Source organism: Mycobacterium sp. Dal123C01, assembly GCF_052566995.1.
In genome coordinates, this window is record NZ_CP199580.1 from 514401 (window position 1) to 530673 (window position 16273).

Here is a 16273-nt window from a genome sequence, read left to right on the forward strand (position 1 = left end):
TAGTCTCTCACGCACTCATTCGTCATCGTCGTCGTCGATCAGGTGGGCGAAGGCCTCCAGGTTCTTCAGCGACTCGCCACGCGATACCCGCCAGTCCCACTCCTTCTGGATCGACGAACGAAAACCCAACTCCAGCAACGTATTAAAGTCAGAATCCACCGCTTCGAGTACCTGTCCGAGCACCCGGTCGATTTCCTCGGCGTCCACCGATGCCAGCGACATCCGGCCCACCAGATAGATATCGCCGACGTTGTCCAGCGTGTAGGAGACTCCGTAGAGCCGGCGGTTGCGCTTGAGCAGGAACCGGTAGACGCCTTCGTGGTTTTCGTCGGGCTGGCGGCACACGAACGCCTCGACGCGCACCGAGTGCTCACCGATGCTCAGGATGGTGTTGGTCTTGAGCTTGCGTTCACCGGGCAACTCCACCACCAGCCCCGGCAGCCCGCCATGTACGCCGTCGTGTTCCGAATAGGTCAGGTCGCTGGCCTGCAAGGCATGCTCGATCAGCTGCTGCACCGAGGAACTCATGCGCCCACCCCCCGACGCGGTGTCCAGCGGCGCGGCTTGCGGGCCGCCACCCGGTCCCGGACCCGGCGCTGCCGCGCGGCGGTGAAGTCGCCGATGGCGTGCCGGTAGCTGGCCAGCAGCGCGTCGGTGGTGTTCTGCCAGGAGAACGTTGCCGCGTGCGCGGCCGCCGCGCGCCGCATCGCCGTGCCTTGCGGCGCACCGTCCAGCCGCAGCAGCTCATCGAGCGCGTGCGCCCAGTCATCGACGTCATGCCCGGTCACCAACGAGCCGGTGACACCGTCGCGCACCGCCACCGGCAACCCGCCGACCGCGGCCGCGACCACCGGTGTGCCGCACGCCTGCGCCTCGACGGCGACCAAGCCGAACGACTCCGAATAGCTGGGCACCGCAACCAGATTCGCGGCCTGGAACAACGTGGCCAGATTCTCCCGCGACTGCGGCGGCAGGAAGGTCACCCGCGCCGTGATCCCGAGTTCATCGGCGAGACGGACCAGACCGTCGGGGGTAGCCAAACCGCTGCCCGACGGCCCGCCGGCGACCACAATGCGTACCCCCGGCAGTTTCGCCGCTGCCCGCAACACGATGTCGGGTGCCTTCAGCGGCTGGATTCGACCAACGAACGCCACGATCTGTTCGTCGAGCGGGAGGCCCAGCGCGGCCCGCGCCGCCCGGCGATCACCCGGATGGAACACGTCCAGATCGACGCCGGGATGAACCACGTCGATACGCCCGGGATCGGCGTGATGGATCGAAATCAATTGCCTTGCTTCGTCATCGGTGTTGACGATCAGCCGATCCGCTTCGTCGACGACCTGCTGCTCCCCCACGGTGCGCAGTGGCGGCTCGGGCGCGTCGCCTGCGGCCAGTGCCGCGTTCTTGACCGCGGCAAGCGTGTGCGCGGTATGCACCAGCGGCACCGCCCAGCGGTCGCGGGCCAGCCAGCCGACCTGTCCGGACAGCCAGTAGTGCGAGTGCACGATGTCGTAGTAGCCGGGTTCGTGCGACGCTTCGGCGCGCAACACCCCGGCCGCGAACGCGCACAGCTGGGTGGGCAGGTCGTATTTGTCCAGGCCCTCGAACGGACCCGCCACCACGTTGCGCACCAGCACACCGGGCTCGACCTCGACGACCGGCGGATCGGCCGACGCGGTGGCCCGGGTGAAGATCTCCACCTCGATACCCCGCCGGGCCAGATGCAACGCACTTTGCAGCACGTACACGTTCATCCCGCCGGCGTCGCCGGTACCCGGTTGGGCCAGGGGTGAGGTGTGCACTGCCAATAGCGCGACCCGGCGCGGATCATTCAGTTGGAGGACGTCGTCGTGCCGCACACTTTCATCTTTACAGGACGGGCCTTGCGCCAGCCCAGGCCGCGGCGGCTTGTTCGCGTCAGGCGGACGACTCGGGGATGATCTCCGGGATCCGGGAGCCGATCACACCGGCGCGGCGCATTGCTCCCAGCGGGTCGGCGTACAGCCCGCCCAGCGACACAATTCCCGCTCCGGCCTCCTGCACCCGGTTGCCGAAGGCGGTGACGCGGATATCCCGCGGGGTCAGCACCGAGCGCTCGGCGAACGCCTCCTCCACCTGCTCCATCGCCTCCGGATATTCGGTGAAGGCCTGGCCACCGACCACCAGCTCGTCGGGATTGAGCAGGTCACGCAGCAAGGCGACCGCCTCACCGAGCACCCGGGCCCGTTCCGAGAGCAGATCCTTTGCCTGCTGGTTCCCGGCCCGGGCCACCCGCAGCAGATCGGTGATCGCGGTGGCGGAGCCGTTGCTACGGCCGGCGGGAGCCGCCGGCAGTATTCGCAGCCGGCGCGCCGCCGCCAGCACGGCCTCGTCGCTGACCGTGGACTCCAGCTGCCCGGTGCCGCCGAGCAGCTCCGAGAACGCCGGCAAACCCGCGATGGTGCCGGGACCGCTGGACGGGCAGTGCACCCGCCCGCCGATCACCAGCGCGTAACCCACAGTCTCGCGGGCATAGACGTAGAGGCTTGTCGGCGAGCTCGGCGCGAACCGCCGCAAACCCAGCAGCAACTCGGCTCCGGCCATGGCGTCGACGTGGGAGGCCACCGAAACCGGCAGGCTCAGCGCGTCGGCCAGCACCGGTCCGACCGGCGCTTGCCGCCAGCCCAACCGCGGGTGGTCGACGTGGCCGGTGGCGCCATCGACGGTGCCACCGATTGCCACCCCGACCCAGAGCGGCCGCCGGCGATGCCAGCGCCTCAAGTACCGGGAGGCGCTCTCGGCCAGCGATGTCAGCGCGGCTGCCGGGGGGCTCAGCGGCGTCGGAGTTTCCACGGTGTCCAACGTGCGGCCGAACAGGTCGGTGGCCACGATGCTGGTGGTCCGCGCACCGATATGGATGCCCAGCGTCACGAACGGCTCGTGGTTGATCTCCACCGGTACGCGTGGGCGCCCGATGGCCCCGGAGACGGCCAGGTCGGCGCGTTCCCGCAGCAAGCCTGCGTCAAGCAGCGCGATGACCTGGCGGTTCACCGTCGCGATGCTCAGCGATGTGACGCCGGCGATGACGTCGCGGCCGACCGGGCCGCGCAACCGGACCGCCCGGAACACCGAGGCCGCGGCGGAGTCCGAGATATGCAGCGACGGCGGCAGAATCTGGCGGTGCAGCCGAAGGTGACCCTTGCGGCTGGGGGAATGAAGGGTGTGGGTGAGAGAAGTCGAGCGCACGAGCGTCCTTTGTCCGAGTTCTGATGGCCGGTCTTGGCCACAACCTGTTTTGGGTCAGGCGCGGCAAAGTGCGCGGCAACAACACGCACATGCCGCGCAAAGACACGCGGCGGTGTTGTTGAACTTGGCGCTGTGGTGCACACGAGAAATTTAGCACGTTTATTAGAGTTGGCTCGGTGACTTCAGCTAACGCGCATCAACGGGTGGCGGTGATCACCGGTGCCAGTTCCGGGATCGGCGAGGCGACCGCCAAAAACCTTGCCGCCCTTGGGTTTCACGTCGTAGCGGTGGCACGCCGCGCAGACCGGATAACTGCCCTGGCAAACGAGATCGACGGCACCGCAATTGTGGCTGACGTCACAGACGACCAGGCGGTCGAGGCACTGGCCGGCAAATTGAGCCGGGTCGATGTGCTGGTCAACAACGCCGGAGGCGCTCGCGGATTGGAGCCCGTCGCCGACGCCGACCTCGAGCACTGGCGGTGGATGTGGGAGACCAACGTGCTTGGCACGCTGCGCGTGACCCGCGCGCTGCTACCCAAGCTGGTCGACTCCGGCGACGGCCTCATCGTCACCGTCACCTCGGTCACCGCGCTCGACGTTTACGACGGCGGCGCCGGCTACGCGGCGGCCAAGCACGCCCAGGGCGCGCTGCACCGCACGCTACGCGGCGAGTTGCTCGGAAAGCCGGTGCGGCTCACCGAAATCGCCCCGGGCGCAGTCGAAACCGAGTTCTCGCTGGTCCGCTTCGACGGCGATCAGCAGCGCGCGGACTCGGTGTACAGCGGCATCACGCCGCTGACGGCGACCGACGTGGCCGAGGTAATCGGGTTCGTGGCGTCGCGGCCATCCCACGTCGACTTGGACCTGATCGTGGTCAAGCCGCGGGACCAAGCCACCACGATGCGGTTTAACCGCCAGGGCTAGGCGACGTTGTCGTCGTGGTCGGCGTCCCCGACAAACTGGGGGCAGTCGACGGCGTCACCGGCGCGGTGACGGGGATGTGACTGGCCGGCGGATGCGCGTTCGGCGGGGGCAGCGCCGACATGGCCACCCAGGTGTCCCAGTCCACGGCCCAGTCCCAGATGTCGCCGTCGGAGTAGGACAACTGGATCGTGCTGCCGGTCACCTCGACCGGGTCCCCGTAGATCGCGGAGCCGAAGTACTGCTGGGCGTCTTCGGTCGACAGGTTGACGCAGCCGTTGGTGACGTTGGTATTGCCCTGTGCGCCCGAGCTCGAGGGGTTGGCGTGGATGAACTCGCCGTTATTGGAGATCCGCACCGCCCAGCGTTCGTGGGCGTTGGTGTAGCCGGCGGCCGGGTTGGACATGTAGAAGTCCGAATACTTCTCGGTGACCACGTGGACGCCGTTGCGGGTGACGTTGCGAGCCTTGTCCGCCTCCCCGTAGCTGCAGGGGAAGTCCATGATGACGCCGGCATCGGTGACGACCTGAATGCGGTGCGACGTCACCTCGGCCTTGACCACCTGCCGCCGGCCGATCTGAAAGCGCAACGAAATGTCATCGGAGCCGAACGCACCGTCGCCGTACGGCAGTCCGTAGAACTTGGCCTCGACGTTGACGGTGGTGCCCGCCGGGTAGTACTCGCGGGTGCGGTAGTGGATGCGGGCGCCTTGCTGCTCGTCGGGCAGCCAGGCCCAACTGCCCTCGACGGGCGGGTTGGTGGTGACGGTCAGCGCTTTTTCGACGGCGGCCTTGTCGCTGATCGGTGCGTCGAACTGGATGATGATCGGCACGGCGACCCCGACGGTCTGGCCGTCGGCCAGCTGGAATGAGCCGCCGATCTTCTTGCTGGGTGTCACGGTGGTGAACTTGCCGGTGACCGGAACCGACTTGCCGTCGTGGCCCACGACCGACCCGCTCCAGCTATAGCTCGTGTCGTAGCCCAGCGGCTCGGTCGTCGTGTAGACGGTGCGATCCTGGTTGAACGCTCCGGCAACGGTCTTGCCGGACGAGTTCGTCAACGCCGCCTTCTGAAACCAGCCATCGCTGACCACCACGCTGACCGGCGCGATGGGAACCACATCGTTGGCAGCATCGGCGGGCTGGTATTTCAGATTCGGCGCCGACTGCTCTTTATTCTTCTGCGCTTGCTTGGTCACGGTGCCGCTGCAGGCGGCCAGAACGCTCGGGGCGAACACACCCAGCCCGAGGGCTGTCAAAGCCACACGCCGGTTAAGCGGCGGCGGGGTGCTGGAGGTGCTCACGATATTAAAAGATACCGGCAGGAACGACATCCTCCCCGCCACGACGAGGCGGTGCCGGGTGCTGCCGCACCCGAATTACCCCTACAGCCCGCAGCCCAGCAGGACAGGCTCGGGTTCCAGTGTGATGCCAAACACGTCGCGGACCCCGTCGCGGACGGTGCGCGCCAGCGTCAACACGTCCGCGGTGGAGGCGTTGCCGCGGTTGGTCAGAGCAAGCGCATGCTTGGTGGACAACCGGCACGGCGCCGACGGGTCGTCCGGATAGCCCTTGCCGAAGCCCGCGTGCTCCACCAGCCAGCCGGCCGCCAACTTGACGCCGTCAGGGGCCGGATAGTTCGGCACCGGCCCGTCGGTCCGGGCGGCCAGCGATTCGTAGACGTCTGGCGCAACGACCGGGTTGGTGAAAAACGAACCCACGCTCCAGGTGTCGTGGTCGGCCGGGTCGAGCACCATGCCCTTGCGGGCCCGCAGGGCCAGCACCGCCTCGCGAACCGCGCGTGGGTCGGCACGCTCACCGCTGGTCGCATTGAGTGCCGCCGTGAGCTCGCCGTAGCGCAAGGGCGCACTGCGGCCCGATTCGTCCAGCGCGAACTCCACTTCCAGGACGACGCCGGGGACCCGCTCACCCCCGGCCCGTTTGAACATGCTGGTGCGATAGCCGAAGCCCAGCTCGCCGCCGGGTATCCAGCGCACCGCGCCGCCGCGGCGATCCAGCACCCGGACGCGGGTGATGGTGTCCGACACTTCGGCGCCGTAGGCTCCGACGTTCTGCACGGGGGTGGCGCCGGCCGATCCCGGGATGCCGGACAGACATTCCAGCCCGCCCAGACCGTGCTCGACGGCCGCAACCACCACGTCGTCCCAGACCGCGCCGGCCTCGGCACGCACCAGGTTGCCGTCGATGGTGATCCCGCGAGTGGCCAACTGCACCACGGTGAGGTCGGTCAGGTCATCGGCGATCACCAGGTTGGAGCCACCGGCTAACACCACCACCGACCCGCCGTCGCCGCCGCGGTGTGCCGAGTCCAGCTCGGTCAACACAGCGACAACTTGTTCGCTGGTGGTGCAGGTAATCAGGCGGCGCGCGACCGGTCCCACCCGCAAAGTCGTCAACGGCACCAACGGCACCGCGTCGGCGACGCGCGCACCCGCGAACAGCGATCCGGCATCGCTGGCTTTCATGGCCCGTAACGGTAGCCTGACCTGCTATGCCCCGCTCATTCGACTTGTCCGCGGATTACCTGGGCAGCGTCGAAGAACTTCATCGGGCGTTCGGTGACGTGGGTTACTGGCGGGCCAGACTGGCCGACATCCCGGTCGACGAGGCGCGGCTGGAGTCCATCCGGGTCGGTGGTGAATCCGGGGACGACGGCACCATCGAAGTGGTGACGCTGCAGGAAGTGCACAGCCACAACCTGCCGGCCATGGTCACCCAGCTGCACCGGGGCGATCTCTATTTCCGACGCGAAGAGACGTGGGGGCCGGTCACCAACGGCACCGCAACGGCGTGGATCAACGGCTCGATCGTGGACACTCCGGTGAACGTTTCGGGCACCGCCGAGCTGTCACCTATCGCTGCGGGCGGCGCCCGCCTGACGTTCCGGGTCACCATTCAGGTACGGATCCCCCTGATCGGCGGCAAGGTGGAGAACATCATCGGTACCCACCTGGCCGAGCTGGTGAGCAGAGAACAACGCTTCACCACGGAGTGGCTGACCAACAACGCCTGACCGACGGAAGCGCCCGGCGGGATCCGCTTCTACGCTGAACCCATGCGAATCGCGTTGGCCCAAATGCTCAGTGGCAGCGATCCGGCGACGAATCTGCAGCAGGTGCGCGATTACACCGGCCGGGCCGCCGACGCCGGCGCGACGCTGGTGGTGTTTCCCGAAGCGACCATGTGCCGGTTCGGCGTTCCACTGGGACCGATCGCCGAGCCCGTCGACGGGCCGTGGGCCGACGGTGTCCGGCGGATCGCGACCGACTCCGGCGTCACGGTGATTGCCGGTATGTTCACCCCGGCCGGTGACGGGCGAGTGACAAACACGCTGATCGCGGCCGGGCCGGGCACTCCCAACCAGCCGGACACCCACTACGACAAGATCCATCTCTACGACGCCTTCGGCTTCACCGAGTCGCGGACCGTCGCGCCCGGCCGCGAACCGGTGGTGATCACGGTCGACGGGGTCGGGGTGGGGTTGACCGTTTGCTATGACATCCGCTTTCCGGAGCTCTATACCGAGCTCGCTCGGCGCGGCGCCCAACTCATTACCGTCTGCGCGTCCTGGGGTTCGGGTGCCGGAAAACTCGAGCAGTGGACGCTACTGGCCCGCGCCCGCGCGCTGGACTCGATGAGCTACGTGGCCGCGGCAGGTCAGGCCGATCCCGGTGACACGCTGGCCGGCTCGGGGCCCGCCTCGGGTGCCCCGACGGGGGTCGGCGGCAGCCTGGTGGCCTCACCGTTGGGCGAAGTGGTCGCGTCGGCCGGCGGCCGGCCGGAACTCGTGGTCGCCGACATCGACGTCGACAAGGTCTCCAAGGCCCGGGACAGCATCGCGGTGCTGCGCAACCAGTCCGACTTTGCTCGTAGCGATAGGGCAGAATCGGTTGGGTGACGAACCCGCAAGGACCACCGAACGAGGGCCCGTCGTCGTGGGCTCGTCCCGGGGATCAAGGTCCGTTCGGGCCACCTCCCACTGAGCGCCCGACCGAGCGGATACACACCGGCGATGCGGCCCAACCGCCGCAGAACGCCGCGGCTCAGCCGCCATACCCGCCCGTCGCGGACACCCAGCAGGCCGGCTACCCGCCGCCGCCCGTTCCGCCGGCGCCCACCGAGCGGATTGCCGCCCCCAGCGCAGAGCCGGCTCCGGCGAAGAAGAAAAGACTTCGCGACCCACTATCCATCGTTCTGATCTGCGTCATCGTGGTTTCGCTGGTCGTCGCGGGGCTGATCGGCGGCGAGCTGTACGCCCGCCACGTGGCCGACACCAAGGTGGCAGAGGCGGTGGCATGCGAGCTCCAGGATCAGGCCACGGCGTCGTTCGGTGTAGCGCCGCTGCTGCTGTGGCAGCTCGCGACGCAGCATTTCACCAATATCTCGGTGTCGACGGCGGGCAACCAAATCCGCGAAGCCAAGGGGATGAAGATCGACCTCAGCATCAAGGACGTCAAGCTCGGGGGTAACTCCTCATCCAAGGGCACCATCGGCTCGCTCGATGCGACCATCACCTGGACCAGCGATGGCATCAAGGAGTCGGTACAGAACGCGATACCGGTTCTCGGGCCCTTCGTCACCAACAGCGTGACCACCCACCCCGCTGACGGCACGATCGAGCTGAAGGGAATGTTGGATAACATCACGACCAAACCGGTGGTGTCCGGCAACGGGATTCAGTTACAGATTCAGAGCTTTAACGCGCTCGGCTTCACGATGCCAAGAGAGAGCGTGCAGTCGACGCTGGACGCGTACACGGCGAAACTGACCGGCAACTACCCGTTGGGTATTCACGCGGACAGCGTGCAGGTGACGCCTACCGGCGTGACGAGCCACTTCTCCACGCAGAACGCGGCCATTCCCGCCGGCGACAACAACGACTCCTGCTTCGCCAACATCTAGGCGCCGGCTCTAGCTGAGCCCGTCGAGGACTACCCGAGTGCCGGACAGGCCGAGCCTGGTCGCACCGGCATCCAGCATCGCGAGCGCGTCGGCGGCGGTGCGAATCCCGCCGCTGGCTTTGACCCCGAGGCGACCGCCGACAGTCCCGGCCATCAGCGCGACGGCCCGCACCGACGCCCCGCCCGCGGGGTGAAATCCGGTCGAGGTTTTGACGAAGTCCGCACCTGCATCCTCGGCGGCGCGACACACCTCGACCAGCGTGCGCCCCTCCGAATCGCCCAACAACACAGCCGATTCCACGATCACCTTGAGCACGACGTCGGGCACCGCTGCGCGCACCGCGGCGATATCGGAGCGCACTGCGTCCAGCTCCCCGGCCAACGCAGCACCGACATCGATGACCATGTCGACTTCGCTGGCACCGGATGCCACCGCCTGGGCGGCCTCTTGCGCCTTGACCGCCGGCACGTGCTTGCCTGACGGAAAGCCGGCCACCGCAGCGACCCGCACGCCGCCGGCCGCCACGGCGACCGGCACCATCGACGGCGATACGCACACCGCGTAGACACCCAGGGCGGCGGCTTCGTCCACCAGCGCGACCACATCAGCCTCGGTGGCCTCGGGTTTGAGCAAGGTGTGGTCGACGAGCGCGGCCAGCTCCGCGCGACTGGGCGTCACGAGAGCGGTTCTTCCGGGCCGCCGGGATTACAGCCGGATGCGAACATCTCGGCGTCGTCGACGACGGGCCGCCACGGCTCGAGGTTCCAGCTGGTCTTGCCGGGTTGCGCCATTTCGGCGAACTGCCAGTGGCAGATGAATTGTGCCCGCATGCCGGGGCCGGCGGCGTCCGGCGCCATCGCCAGCACCTCGCCCCAGGCCTCGTCGGCCGGACCCGCCGTCCCGGGTTGCCTGGAGGCCAGCCGCCCGGACGGTGTCGGAAAGACCCGCAGACTGGTCAGCCGTCCCCACTGCATCCATTCGGTGTGATCGACGAACGGCGGCGAATACGAGGGGCCGGAGGGATCGACTTGGCCGGTGCCAGGTTCGGCCACGGCGACGCCCGTCGCGGACACCAAGCCCAGCAGGGCGACAACCGCCGCCGGCACGACCAGCAGGGCCTTCATCGCGTCAGCGCGACTTACCCTGAATTTCCAGAAGTTTGGGCCGGACATCGACCAGATACACACCAGCCGCGCAGGCCGAGATCGCCATTCCGAGCACGCCGAAAACGAAGCTCAGAATGGACGTCAACGCCACGGCGAGGCCCAGGATCACCAGCCACACCGGCTTGGTCAGCTTCTCCGCGGCGGTATACGCATCGGACCGCTGCATCGCTGCGTGGATGAACGCGTACACGGCCATCACCAGGACGGCGATCTGCAGAACCAACATGACGGTACCCACGACTTGGCTCACGCCATAAGGGTATGCGGGCGCCGTCGGAAACGTCGAATCCGAGTTGCCCCGCAGGGCAACTCGGAGTTCGAACTACTTCTGGGTGACCTTCTTGGCAGCCGACTTCTTGGCCGGGGCCTTCTTGGCCGGGGCCTTCTTGGCGGGAGCCTTCTTGGCCGTGGCCTTCTTCGCCGCCGCCTTGGCCGACTCGGCCTTCTTGGGCAGCTCGATGCCGACCAGCTTGGCCGCACGCTCGCCGACCGCGCGGGTCTGCGACGCCACGGTGCCCAGCGCCTCCTGGGTCAGCTCGACGGCCTGGTCGACGTAGCCCTCGGCGCGCGCCGTGGTCTCCTCGAACGGCCGCTGGCTGCGCAGCCGCTGCAGCGCAGCCTCGCCCCGATCGACCAGCTCGTTGTAGCGGTTGGTCGCGGCGTCCAGGTAGCCCTCGGCTGCCTTGCGCAGCTCCTCGGGGGTGAACCGCTCGCGCAGCTCGGTGAACTGCTCGGGCAGGTCGTCCTGCAGCTTGGCCAGGCGAGCACGGCTCTCCTCGACGCGGCTGCGGGTGTCGGTGCGGGTGTCTTCTGCGCGCTCACGCAGGCCGGTGAGCAGCTCGTTGACGGTGGCCAGGGCCAGGTCTGCTGCGCCCAGGGCCGCGAGCAACGGTGCCCGCAATTCTTCGATGTTCGTGTTTTCAGCCATGGTGTTTCCTTTCATGGTTGGGTTTTTCGTTATCAGTGGTTTGTGGTGTTTTGGTTGGAAGTCGGGGCAAGCGTCGGCTCCTCTGGCGAGGAGTAGTCAAGACCCGTGGATTGACATGGCACGCGACTTGCCGGGAAACCTCCTGGTTGGTCGGGTCGGGTTGACGATCGAGTGCGTATCAGCGCAGGCGCCGCGCCTGGGAATCAGTGGAACCTTCCCTTCTGAGTAACCCGACGGCCGCTGGGATATACGTCACCAACCCAGACCCAGGCGAATACGCAGCTGAGCCGGCCCGGCCGGGCCAATCACTCGTGACTATCGGTTTCGGTCGGACACTCCTCGTGGCTGGATTCTTTTTGCTGGGCAAATGAGGCGTAGATGTCTAGCAGGATCTGCTTCTGGCGCTCGGTGATCGCCGTGTCGGTGATGATGGCGTCACGCACCTGGCTTTTGTCGCTCGGCTCGAGAATTCCGGCCCGCACGTAGAGGACCTCGGCGGAAACCCGCAGCGCTTTGGCGATCTGACTGAGCACGTCGGCAGACGGTTTGCGCAGGCCGCGCTCAACTTGGCTCAGGTAGGGATTGCTGACACCGGCCAGTTCGGCAAGTTGTCGCACCGAGACCTGGGCGAGTTCACGCTGGCTTCTGATGAAACTGCCGATGTCGGAGGCGGCCGTGGACACCTTGGCGGAGAGCGTCTCCTCCGGTGGCATTGCATGCTCCTTGGGTCCGATGGCCTACCTTGACAAATTAAGAGCCTACGGACATGTGCTTGCAATTGCAAGCAGTAGTTAGCACCCCTAGAAAAAGAGCTGTGCCACCGTGTAGATGACCAGGCCCGCCAGCGAGCCCACCACGGTGCCGTTGATCCGAATAAATTGCAAGTCGCGGCCCACGTGCAATTCGATCCGCCGGCTCGCCTCATCGGCATCCCAGCGTTCGATCGTGTCGGTGATGATCGCGGTGATCTCGATTCCATACTGCGAGACCAGATGCTGGGCCGCCCGCACTATCCAATTGTCGACCTTGTCGCGCAGCTCGGCGTCGTCGCGCAATGACTCCCCGATATTCACGACGGCGTCGGCGATGCGGCTGCGCAACGCACTGGACGGATCGTCGACGCCCTCGAGCACCAACCGTTTCAGCGTCTTCCACGCCGTCGCCGCCGCAGTGGCGATTTCATCGCGCGCCATCAGCTGCCCTTTGACCGTTTCGGCGCGGGCGATGGTATCCGGGTCGTGCTGCAGATCGTCGGCGAATTCGAACAGGAAGCGGGTCGCCGAACGGCGCAATTCGTGATCGGGGTTGCGGCGCACCTTATCGGTGAAGTCCATCAATTCACGGTGGATGCGGTCGCCGACGAGATGGTCGACGAATCGGGGCGACCACGTCGGTGAGTCACGCTCGACCACTCGCTGGATGATCTCGCCCGCATTCAATGACCATTGAAACGCCCGGTCGGCAAGCAATTGAATGAGGGCTTCCTGTCGGTGCTCGGCGAGCAGCGTCGACAGGACCCGGCCCACCGGCGGCCCCCACTGGGGTTCGGCGATGCGGCGCACGATCATCCGGTCGATCACCTGCTGGACGTCCTCGTCACGCAGCAACTCGACGAGCACTCGCAGCACCGTCGCGGCCTCGCCCGCCACCCGCTCCGCATGCGAGGGTTCCGACAACCACTTGCCGAGCCGACCGGGCACCTGGGCGTCGCGCAGCTTGGTCTCCACCACCGCCGACGAGAGGAAGTTCTCCCGCACGAAGGTTCCCAGTCCCTCGCCGAGCTGGTCCTTCTTCCGCTTGATGATCGCGGTGTGCGGGATCGGTATGCCCAGCGGGTGCTTGAACAGCGCGGTCACTGCGAACCAGTCCGCGAGGGCACCCACCATGCCGGCTTCGCCGGCCGCGCCGACATAGCCGACCCAGGCGCCGACGCTGCCGTGCGCCTGCGCCCACCGGCAGGCGAGGAACACGACAGTCGCACCGACCAGAAAGCTCAGTGCCACCAATTTCATCCGGCGCAGCCCCACCTGCCGTTGCGCGTCCGCGTCCGGATCGGCTCCAGCGAATGATTCCGCGAGGGACGTGTGGGGCCGGCCCGCCGTGGCCGAGGACACGGTCGGCTCCGGCCGCGAAGCGGCCGAGCCCGATGCCTCGGCGCCTGGTGAGGCTCTGTGTACCACCCCACCATCATGTATCGCGCGGGCCAGTTAGTGTTACTACACGGTTGATGGACCCCCCTCCCGAGGCGTCCCATCCGCCAAAACGACTCCCCAACGCCGTACTATCGGGGGCGTCTAGGGAATGGGAATGTCGATGGTGGCAGATCAAATCCCGGCTGTGATCGTTAAGACGGACGGCCGTAAGCGGCGCTGGCACCAACACAAGGTGGAGCGCCGCAATGAGTTGGTCGACGGCACGATCGACGCGATTCGCCGACTCGGCCGCTACCTGAGCATGGACGAGATCGCCGCCGAGATCGGCGTGTCCAAGACGGTTCTGTACCGCTACTTCGTCGACAAGAACGACTTGACGACCGCCGTGATGCGCCGGATCGCGCAGACCACGCTGATTCCGAACATGGCCGCGGCGCTGTCGTCGAATCTCGATGGCATCGACCTGACCCGCGCGGTCCTCCGCGTCTACGTCGACACCGTGGCGGATGAACCGGAGCCGTACCGGTTCGTGATGGCGAACAGCTCGGCCAGCAAAAGCAAAGTGATCGCCGACTCCGAGCGGATCATCGCCCGCATGATCGCGGTGATGATGCGGCGCCGCATGATCCAGGCCGGGGTGGACACCGGCGGCGCGGAGCCGTGGTCGTACTTGATCGTCGGCGGTGTGCAATTGGCCACACACTCGTGGATGTCGAACCCGCGGATGACCAGAGACGAATTGATCGACTACCTGACAATGCTCAGCTGGAATGCGCTGTGCGGAATTGTCGAAGTCGGCGGCTCGCTGGACAAATTCCGCGAGGAGCCGCATCCCTCGCCGATTGTGCCGCCGCGAGAGCTCTGAAAGGCCGCTGGCGTCCCCCACGTTTTGTGGATTCCACCATTCGCGTGTGACCCTATGTCACGGCCGCTCACATCACCCGTGCCGGTCCAACCCGATAGCATGCAGAGGGCATGCACCGGAGGTCGACGCGCATCCCCTGCCGATTCGTCTGCGCCTCCGGGATAAAGAAAGGCTCCTTTGCGTTATGTCCGTGCAGCTCACCCCGCAGTTCGGCAACGTGCAAGCGCACTACGACCTGTCTGACGACTTCTTCCGGCTCTTTCTGGACCCCACCCAGACGTACAGCTGCGCGTACTTCGAGCGGGACGACATGACCCTGCAGGAAGCGCAGCTCGCCAAGATCGACCTGTCGCTGTCCAAGTTGCGGCTCGAGCCCGGGATGACGCTGCTGGATGTCGGCTGCGGCTGGGGTGCCACCCTGCGGCGGGCCATCGAAAAATACGACGTCAACGTCGTGGGCCTGACATTGTCCGAGAACCAGGCCGAGCACGTTCAGAAGACGTTCGATCAGCTGGACACCCCGCGGACCAGGCGGGTGTTGTTGGAGGGCTGGGAGAAGTTCGACGAGCCGGTCGACCGGATCGTTTCGATCGGCGCATTCGAGCACTTCGGCCGCTCGCGGTGGGCCCGCTTTTTCGAGATGGCGTACTCGGTGCTGCCGGCCGACGGCGTGATGATGCTGCACACCATCGTGCGCCCCCCGTTCAAGGACGCCAGGGCAAAGGGCCTGCCACTGACCCACGAAGTCGTTCACTTCACGCAGTTCATCCTGGCCGAGATCTTCCCGGGCGGCTGGCTGCCCACCCCCCCGTTGGTGGAAGAGCATGCTTCCGACGCCGGCTTCAAGCTCACCCGGACCCAGTCCTTGCAGCTGCACTACGCGCGCACCCTGGACATGTGGGCCGCCGCGCTGGAGGCGAATAGGGACACCGCTATCGCGATCCAGTCGGAAAAGGTCTACGACCGCTACATGAAGTACCTGACCGGCTGCGCGAAGCTGTTCCGCCAGGGCTACACCGACGTCAACCAGTTCTCGCTGGAAAAGTAATCCAACTCACTGCCGGCACCCCGGCAACGGAATGGCGATGGGGCTGACGTCGCGGTGACATCAGCCCACCGCCCGCCTACTTCACGAGGGTGAACTGCCCCACGTTGCTGATGCCCTTGATGAAGAAGTCCTCGCATCCCGTCAAGTAGTGCATATAGCGGTCGTAGACCTCTTGGGATTGGATGGCAATGGCCTGCTCTTTGTTGGCCTCAAGATTGGCGGCCCAGATGTTCAGCGTTCGCGCATAGTGCTCTTGCAGCAAATGCACTCTTTCGACTGAAAATCCGGCGTCCTGGCTGAATTTGAAAATGTCTTCCTGCGCCGGCAACTGTCCGCCCGGGAAAATCTCCGTGCCGATGAACCGCGCGAATCGAATGTCGCGCATCGTCAGCTTGATGCCGCGTGCGGGCATCTCTTGCCATTGATACGTCAAAATTGTGTGCAGCAACATCCGGCTGTCGTCGGGAAGAACGTTGTAGGCGCGGTCGAAGAACGCGGCGTACCGCTCCAGCTTGAATGCTTCGAAGGCGCCGATCGAAACGATTCGGTCGACTCGGTCCTCGAACTCCTCCCAGCCCTGCAGCCGCACCTCAACGGTGCGGTCGGTGGGAATCTTGGACAGCTTGGCCTTGCTGTACTCGAATTGGTTGCGGCTCAGCGTGATTCCGATGACGTTGACGTCGAACTTCTCGATCGCGCGCGCCAGCCCTCCGCCCCAGCCGCAGCCGATGTCGAGCAGCGTCATCCCGGGCTCGAGGTTGAGCTTGCCCAGCGCCAGGTCGAACTTCGCGTTCTGGGCCGCTTCCAGCGTCATGTCGTCACGCTCGAAATACGCGCACGTGTAGCCCATGGTCGGGTCTAGGAATAACGCGAAAAACTCGTCGGAAACATCGTAGATCGATTGCGATTCCTCGTAATACGGTCTCAACTGGGTCATGCTCGTGCGAAACCTCTCGTCGGGGGATCGCGAGGATTTTATCCAATAAACGGAGTCGATGCCACCGACCCTCGGCACACGACGCGCCGATAGCGACGCACCCGGC

18 protein-coding genes are annotated in these 16273 nt (G+C 66.2%); 6 read left to right on the forward strand and 12 right to left on the reverse strand.

Annotation, left to right across the window (positions count from 1 at the left end):
* Nucleotides 1–15 precede the first annotated feature (15 nt).
* From ACTXG5_RS02490 to ACTXG5_RS02500, 3 genes are read right to left on the reverse strand one after another with little or no spacing between them, the layout of a single operon-like run.
* Complete coding sequence (locus ACTXG5_RS02490) at nt 16–528, reverse strand: YbjN domain-containing protein (protein WP_445162189.1); 513 nt, start codon at nt 526–528, stop codon at nt 16–18.
* A complete protein-coding gene (gene mshA / locus ACTXG5_RS02495; RefSeq protein WP_445162190.1) occupies nt 525–1859 on the reverse strand; it encodes a D-inositol-3-phosphate glycosyltransferase in 1335 nt (444 codons plus the stop codon). Before mshA ends, ACTXG5_RS02490 begins: the two co-directional genes overlap by 4 nt.
* A 58-nt stretch (nt 1860–1917) precedes the next feature.
* Entirely contained in the window at nt 1918–3225 is a 1308-nt protein-coding gene (locus tag ACTXG5_RS02500; protein ID WP_445162191.1) for an ROK family protein, read from the reverse strand.
* 176 nt (nt 3226–3401) lie between these two features.
* On the opposite strand from ACTXG5_RS02500, the gene ACTXG5_RS02505 reads away from it, so the two are divergent.
* Nucleotides 3402–4151, forward strand: a complete 750-nt coding sequence (locus tag ACTXG5_RS02505) for an SDR family NAD(P)-dependent oxidoreductase (protein ID WP_445162192.1) — start codon at nt 3402–3404, stop codon at nt 4149–4151.
* Here the strand turns inward: ACTXG5_RS02505 and ACTXG5_RS02510 are convergent.
* Entirely contained in the window at nt 4135–5493 is a 1359-nt protein-coding gene (locus ACTXG5_RS02510; RefSeq protein WP_445162193.1) for a L,D-transpeptidase, read from the reverse strand. The two genes, ACTXG5_RS02505 and ACTXG5_RS02510, sit on opposite strands and share 17 nt — an antisense overlap.
* Nucleotides 5494–5532: 39 nt before the next feature.
* Nucleotides 5533–6633 carry a UDP-N-acetylmuramate dehydrogenase gene (locus ACTXG5_RS02515; RefSeq protein ID WP_445162194.1) on the reverse strand — a complete coding sequence of 367 codons (1101 nt, stop codon included), beginning with the start codon at nt 6631–6633 and terminating at the stop codon, nt 5533–5535.
* 26 nt (nt 6634–6659) lie between these two features.
* Between ACTXG5_RS02515 and ACTXG5_RS02520 the strand changes: the two genes are divergently transcribed.
* The 3 genes from ACTXG5_RS02520 to ACTXG5_RS02530 are packed head-to-tail and all read left to right on the forward strand — an operon-like array spanning nt 6660 to nt 9070.
* Complete coding sequence (locus tag ACTXG5_RS02520) at nt 6660–7181, forward strand: DUF2505 domain-containing protein (RefSeq protein WP_445162195.1); 522 nt, start codon at nt 6660–6662, stop codon at nt 7179–7181.
* A 42-nt stretch (nt 7182–7223) separates the two neighbouring features.
* Complete coding sequence (locus ACTXG5_RS02525; protein ID WP_445162196.1) at nt 7224–8066, forward strand: carbon-nitrogen hydrolase family protein; 843 nt, start codon at nt 7224–7226, stop codon at nt 8064–8066.
* On the forward strand, nt 8063–9070 hold the full coding sequence (locus ACTXG5_RS02530; RefSeq protein WP_445162197.1) for an LmeA family phospholipid-binding protein: 1008 nt from the start codon (nt 8063–8065) through the stop codon (nt 9068–9070). The genes ACTXG5_RS02525 and ACTXG5_RS02530 overlap by 4 nt, the downstream gene beginning before the upstream one ends.
* Before the next feature lie 9 nt (nt 9071–9079).
* Here the strand turns inward: ACTXG5_RS02530 and deoC are convergent, their stop codons facing one another.
* From deoC to ACTXG5_RS02560, 6 genes are all read right to left on the reverse strand, one after another.
* The gene (deoC, locus tag ACTXG5_RS02535) at nt 9080–9748 is read right to left on the reverse strand and encodes a deoxyribose-phosphate aldolase (RefSeq protein WP_445162198.1); all 669 of its coding nucleotides are present in this window, start codon (nt 9746–9748) and stop codon (nt 9080–9082) included.
* Nucleotides 9745–10194: a DUF2599 domain-containing protein gene (locus ACTXG5_RS02540; protein WP_445162199.1), complete on the reverse strand. Its 450-nt coding sequence runs from the start codon at nt 10192–10194 to the stop codon at nt 9745–9747. The genes deoC and ACTXG5_RS02540 overlap by 4 nt, the downstream gene beginning before the upstream one ends.
* 4 nt (nt 10195–10198) lie before the next feature.
* Entirely contained in the window at nt 10199–10486 is a 288-nt protein-coding gene (locus ACTXG5_RS02545) for a DUF2516 family protein (RefSeq protein ID WP_445162200.1), read from the reverse strand.
* Nucleotides 10487–10558: 72 nt separating this feature from the next.
* A complete protein-coding gene (locus ACTXG5_RS02550; protein ID WP_445162201.1) occupies nt 10559–11164 on the reverse strand; it encodes a heparin-binding hemagglutinin in 606 nt (201 codons plus the stop codon).
* A gap of 305 nt (nt 11165–11469) precedes the next feature.
* Nucleotides 11470–11877, reverse strand: a complete 408-nt coding sequence (locus ACTXG5_RS02555; protein ID WP_445162202.1) for a helix-turn-helix domain-containing protein — start codon at nt 11875–11877, stop codon at nt 11470–11472.
* Nucleotides 11878–11964: 87 nt separating this feature from the next.
* A complete protein-coding gene (locus ACTXG5_RS02560; protein WP_445162203.1) occupies nt 11965–13344 on the reverse strand; it encodes a DUF445 domain-containing protein in 1380 nt (459 codons plus the stop codon).
* Between the two features lie 136 nt (nt 13345–13480).
* Between ACTXG5_RS02560 and ACTXG5_RS02565 the strand changes: the two genes are divergently transcribed.
* Both ACTXG5_RS02565 and pcaA read left to right on the forward strand, forming a co-directional pair.
* Nucleotides 13481–14182 (forward strand): TetR/AcrR family transcriptional regulator, encoded by a 702-nt coding sequence (locus ACTXG5_RS02565; protein WP_445164236.1) that lies wholly within the window; start codon nt 13481–13483, stop codon nt 14180–14182.
* Between the two features lie 184 nt (nt 14183–14366).
* Nucleotides 14367–15230 carry a cyclopropane mycolic acid synthase PcaA gene (gene pcaA / locus ACTXG5_RS02570; RefSeq protein ID WP_445162204.1) on the forward strand — a complete coding sequence of 288 codons (864 nt, stop codon included), beginning with the start codon at nt 14367–14369 and terminating at the stop codon, nt 15228–15230.
* Nucleotides 15231–15306: 76 nt separating this feature from the next.
* Here pcaA and ACTXG5_RS02575 read toward each other — a convergent pair whose 3' ends face one another.
* Nucleotides 15307–16167, reverse strand: a complete 861-nt coding sequence (locus ACTXG5_RS02575; protein WP_445162205.1) for a cyclopropane mycolic acid synthase family methyltransferase — start codon at nt 16165–16167, stop codon at nt 15307–15309.
* Nucleotides 16168–16273 lie beyond the last annotated feature (106 nt).

Excerpts from the sequence above, each read along its gene's own strand:
- ACTXG5_RS02490 (WP_445162189.1), bottom strand. The coding sequence starts at position 528 with ATGAGTTCCTCGGTGCAGCAGCTGATCGAGCATGCCTTGCAGGCCAGC.
- ACTXG5_RS02515 (WP_445162194.1), bottom strand. The coding sequence starts at position 6,633 with ATGAAAGCCAGCGATGCCGGATCGCTGTTCGCGGGTGCGCGCGTCGCC.
- ACTXG5_RS02520 (WP_445162195.1), top strand. The coding sequence starts at position 6,660 with ATGCCCCGCTCATTCGACTTGTCCGCGGATTACCTGGGCAGCGTCGAA.
- ACTXG5_RS02525 (WP_445162196.1), top strand. The coding sequence starts at position 7,224 with ATGCGAATCGCGTTGGCCCAAATGCTCAGTGGCAGCGATCCGGCGACG.
- ACTXG5_RS02540 (WP_445162199.1), bottom strand. The coding sequence starts at position 10,194 with ATGAAGGCCCTGCTGGTCGTGCCGGCGGCGGTTGTCGCCCTGCTGGGC.
- ACTXG5_RS02550 (WP_445162201.1), bottom strand. The coding sequence starts at position 11,164 with ATGGCTGAAAACACGAACATCGAAGAATTGCGGGCACCGTTGCTCGCG.
- ACTXG5_RS02555 (WP_445162202.1), bottom strand. The coding sequence starts at position 11,877 with ATGCCACCGGAGGAGACGCTCTCCGCCAAGGTGTCCACGGCCGCCTCC.
- pcaA (WP_445162204.1), top strand. The coding sequence starts at position 14,367 with ATGTCCGTGCAGCTCACCCCGCAGTTCGGCAACGTGCAAGCGCACTAC.
- ACTXG5_RS02575 (WP_445162205.1), bottom strand. The coding sequence starts at position 16,167 with ATGACCCAGTTGAGACCGTATTACGAGGAATCGCAATCGATCTACGAT.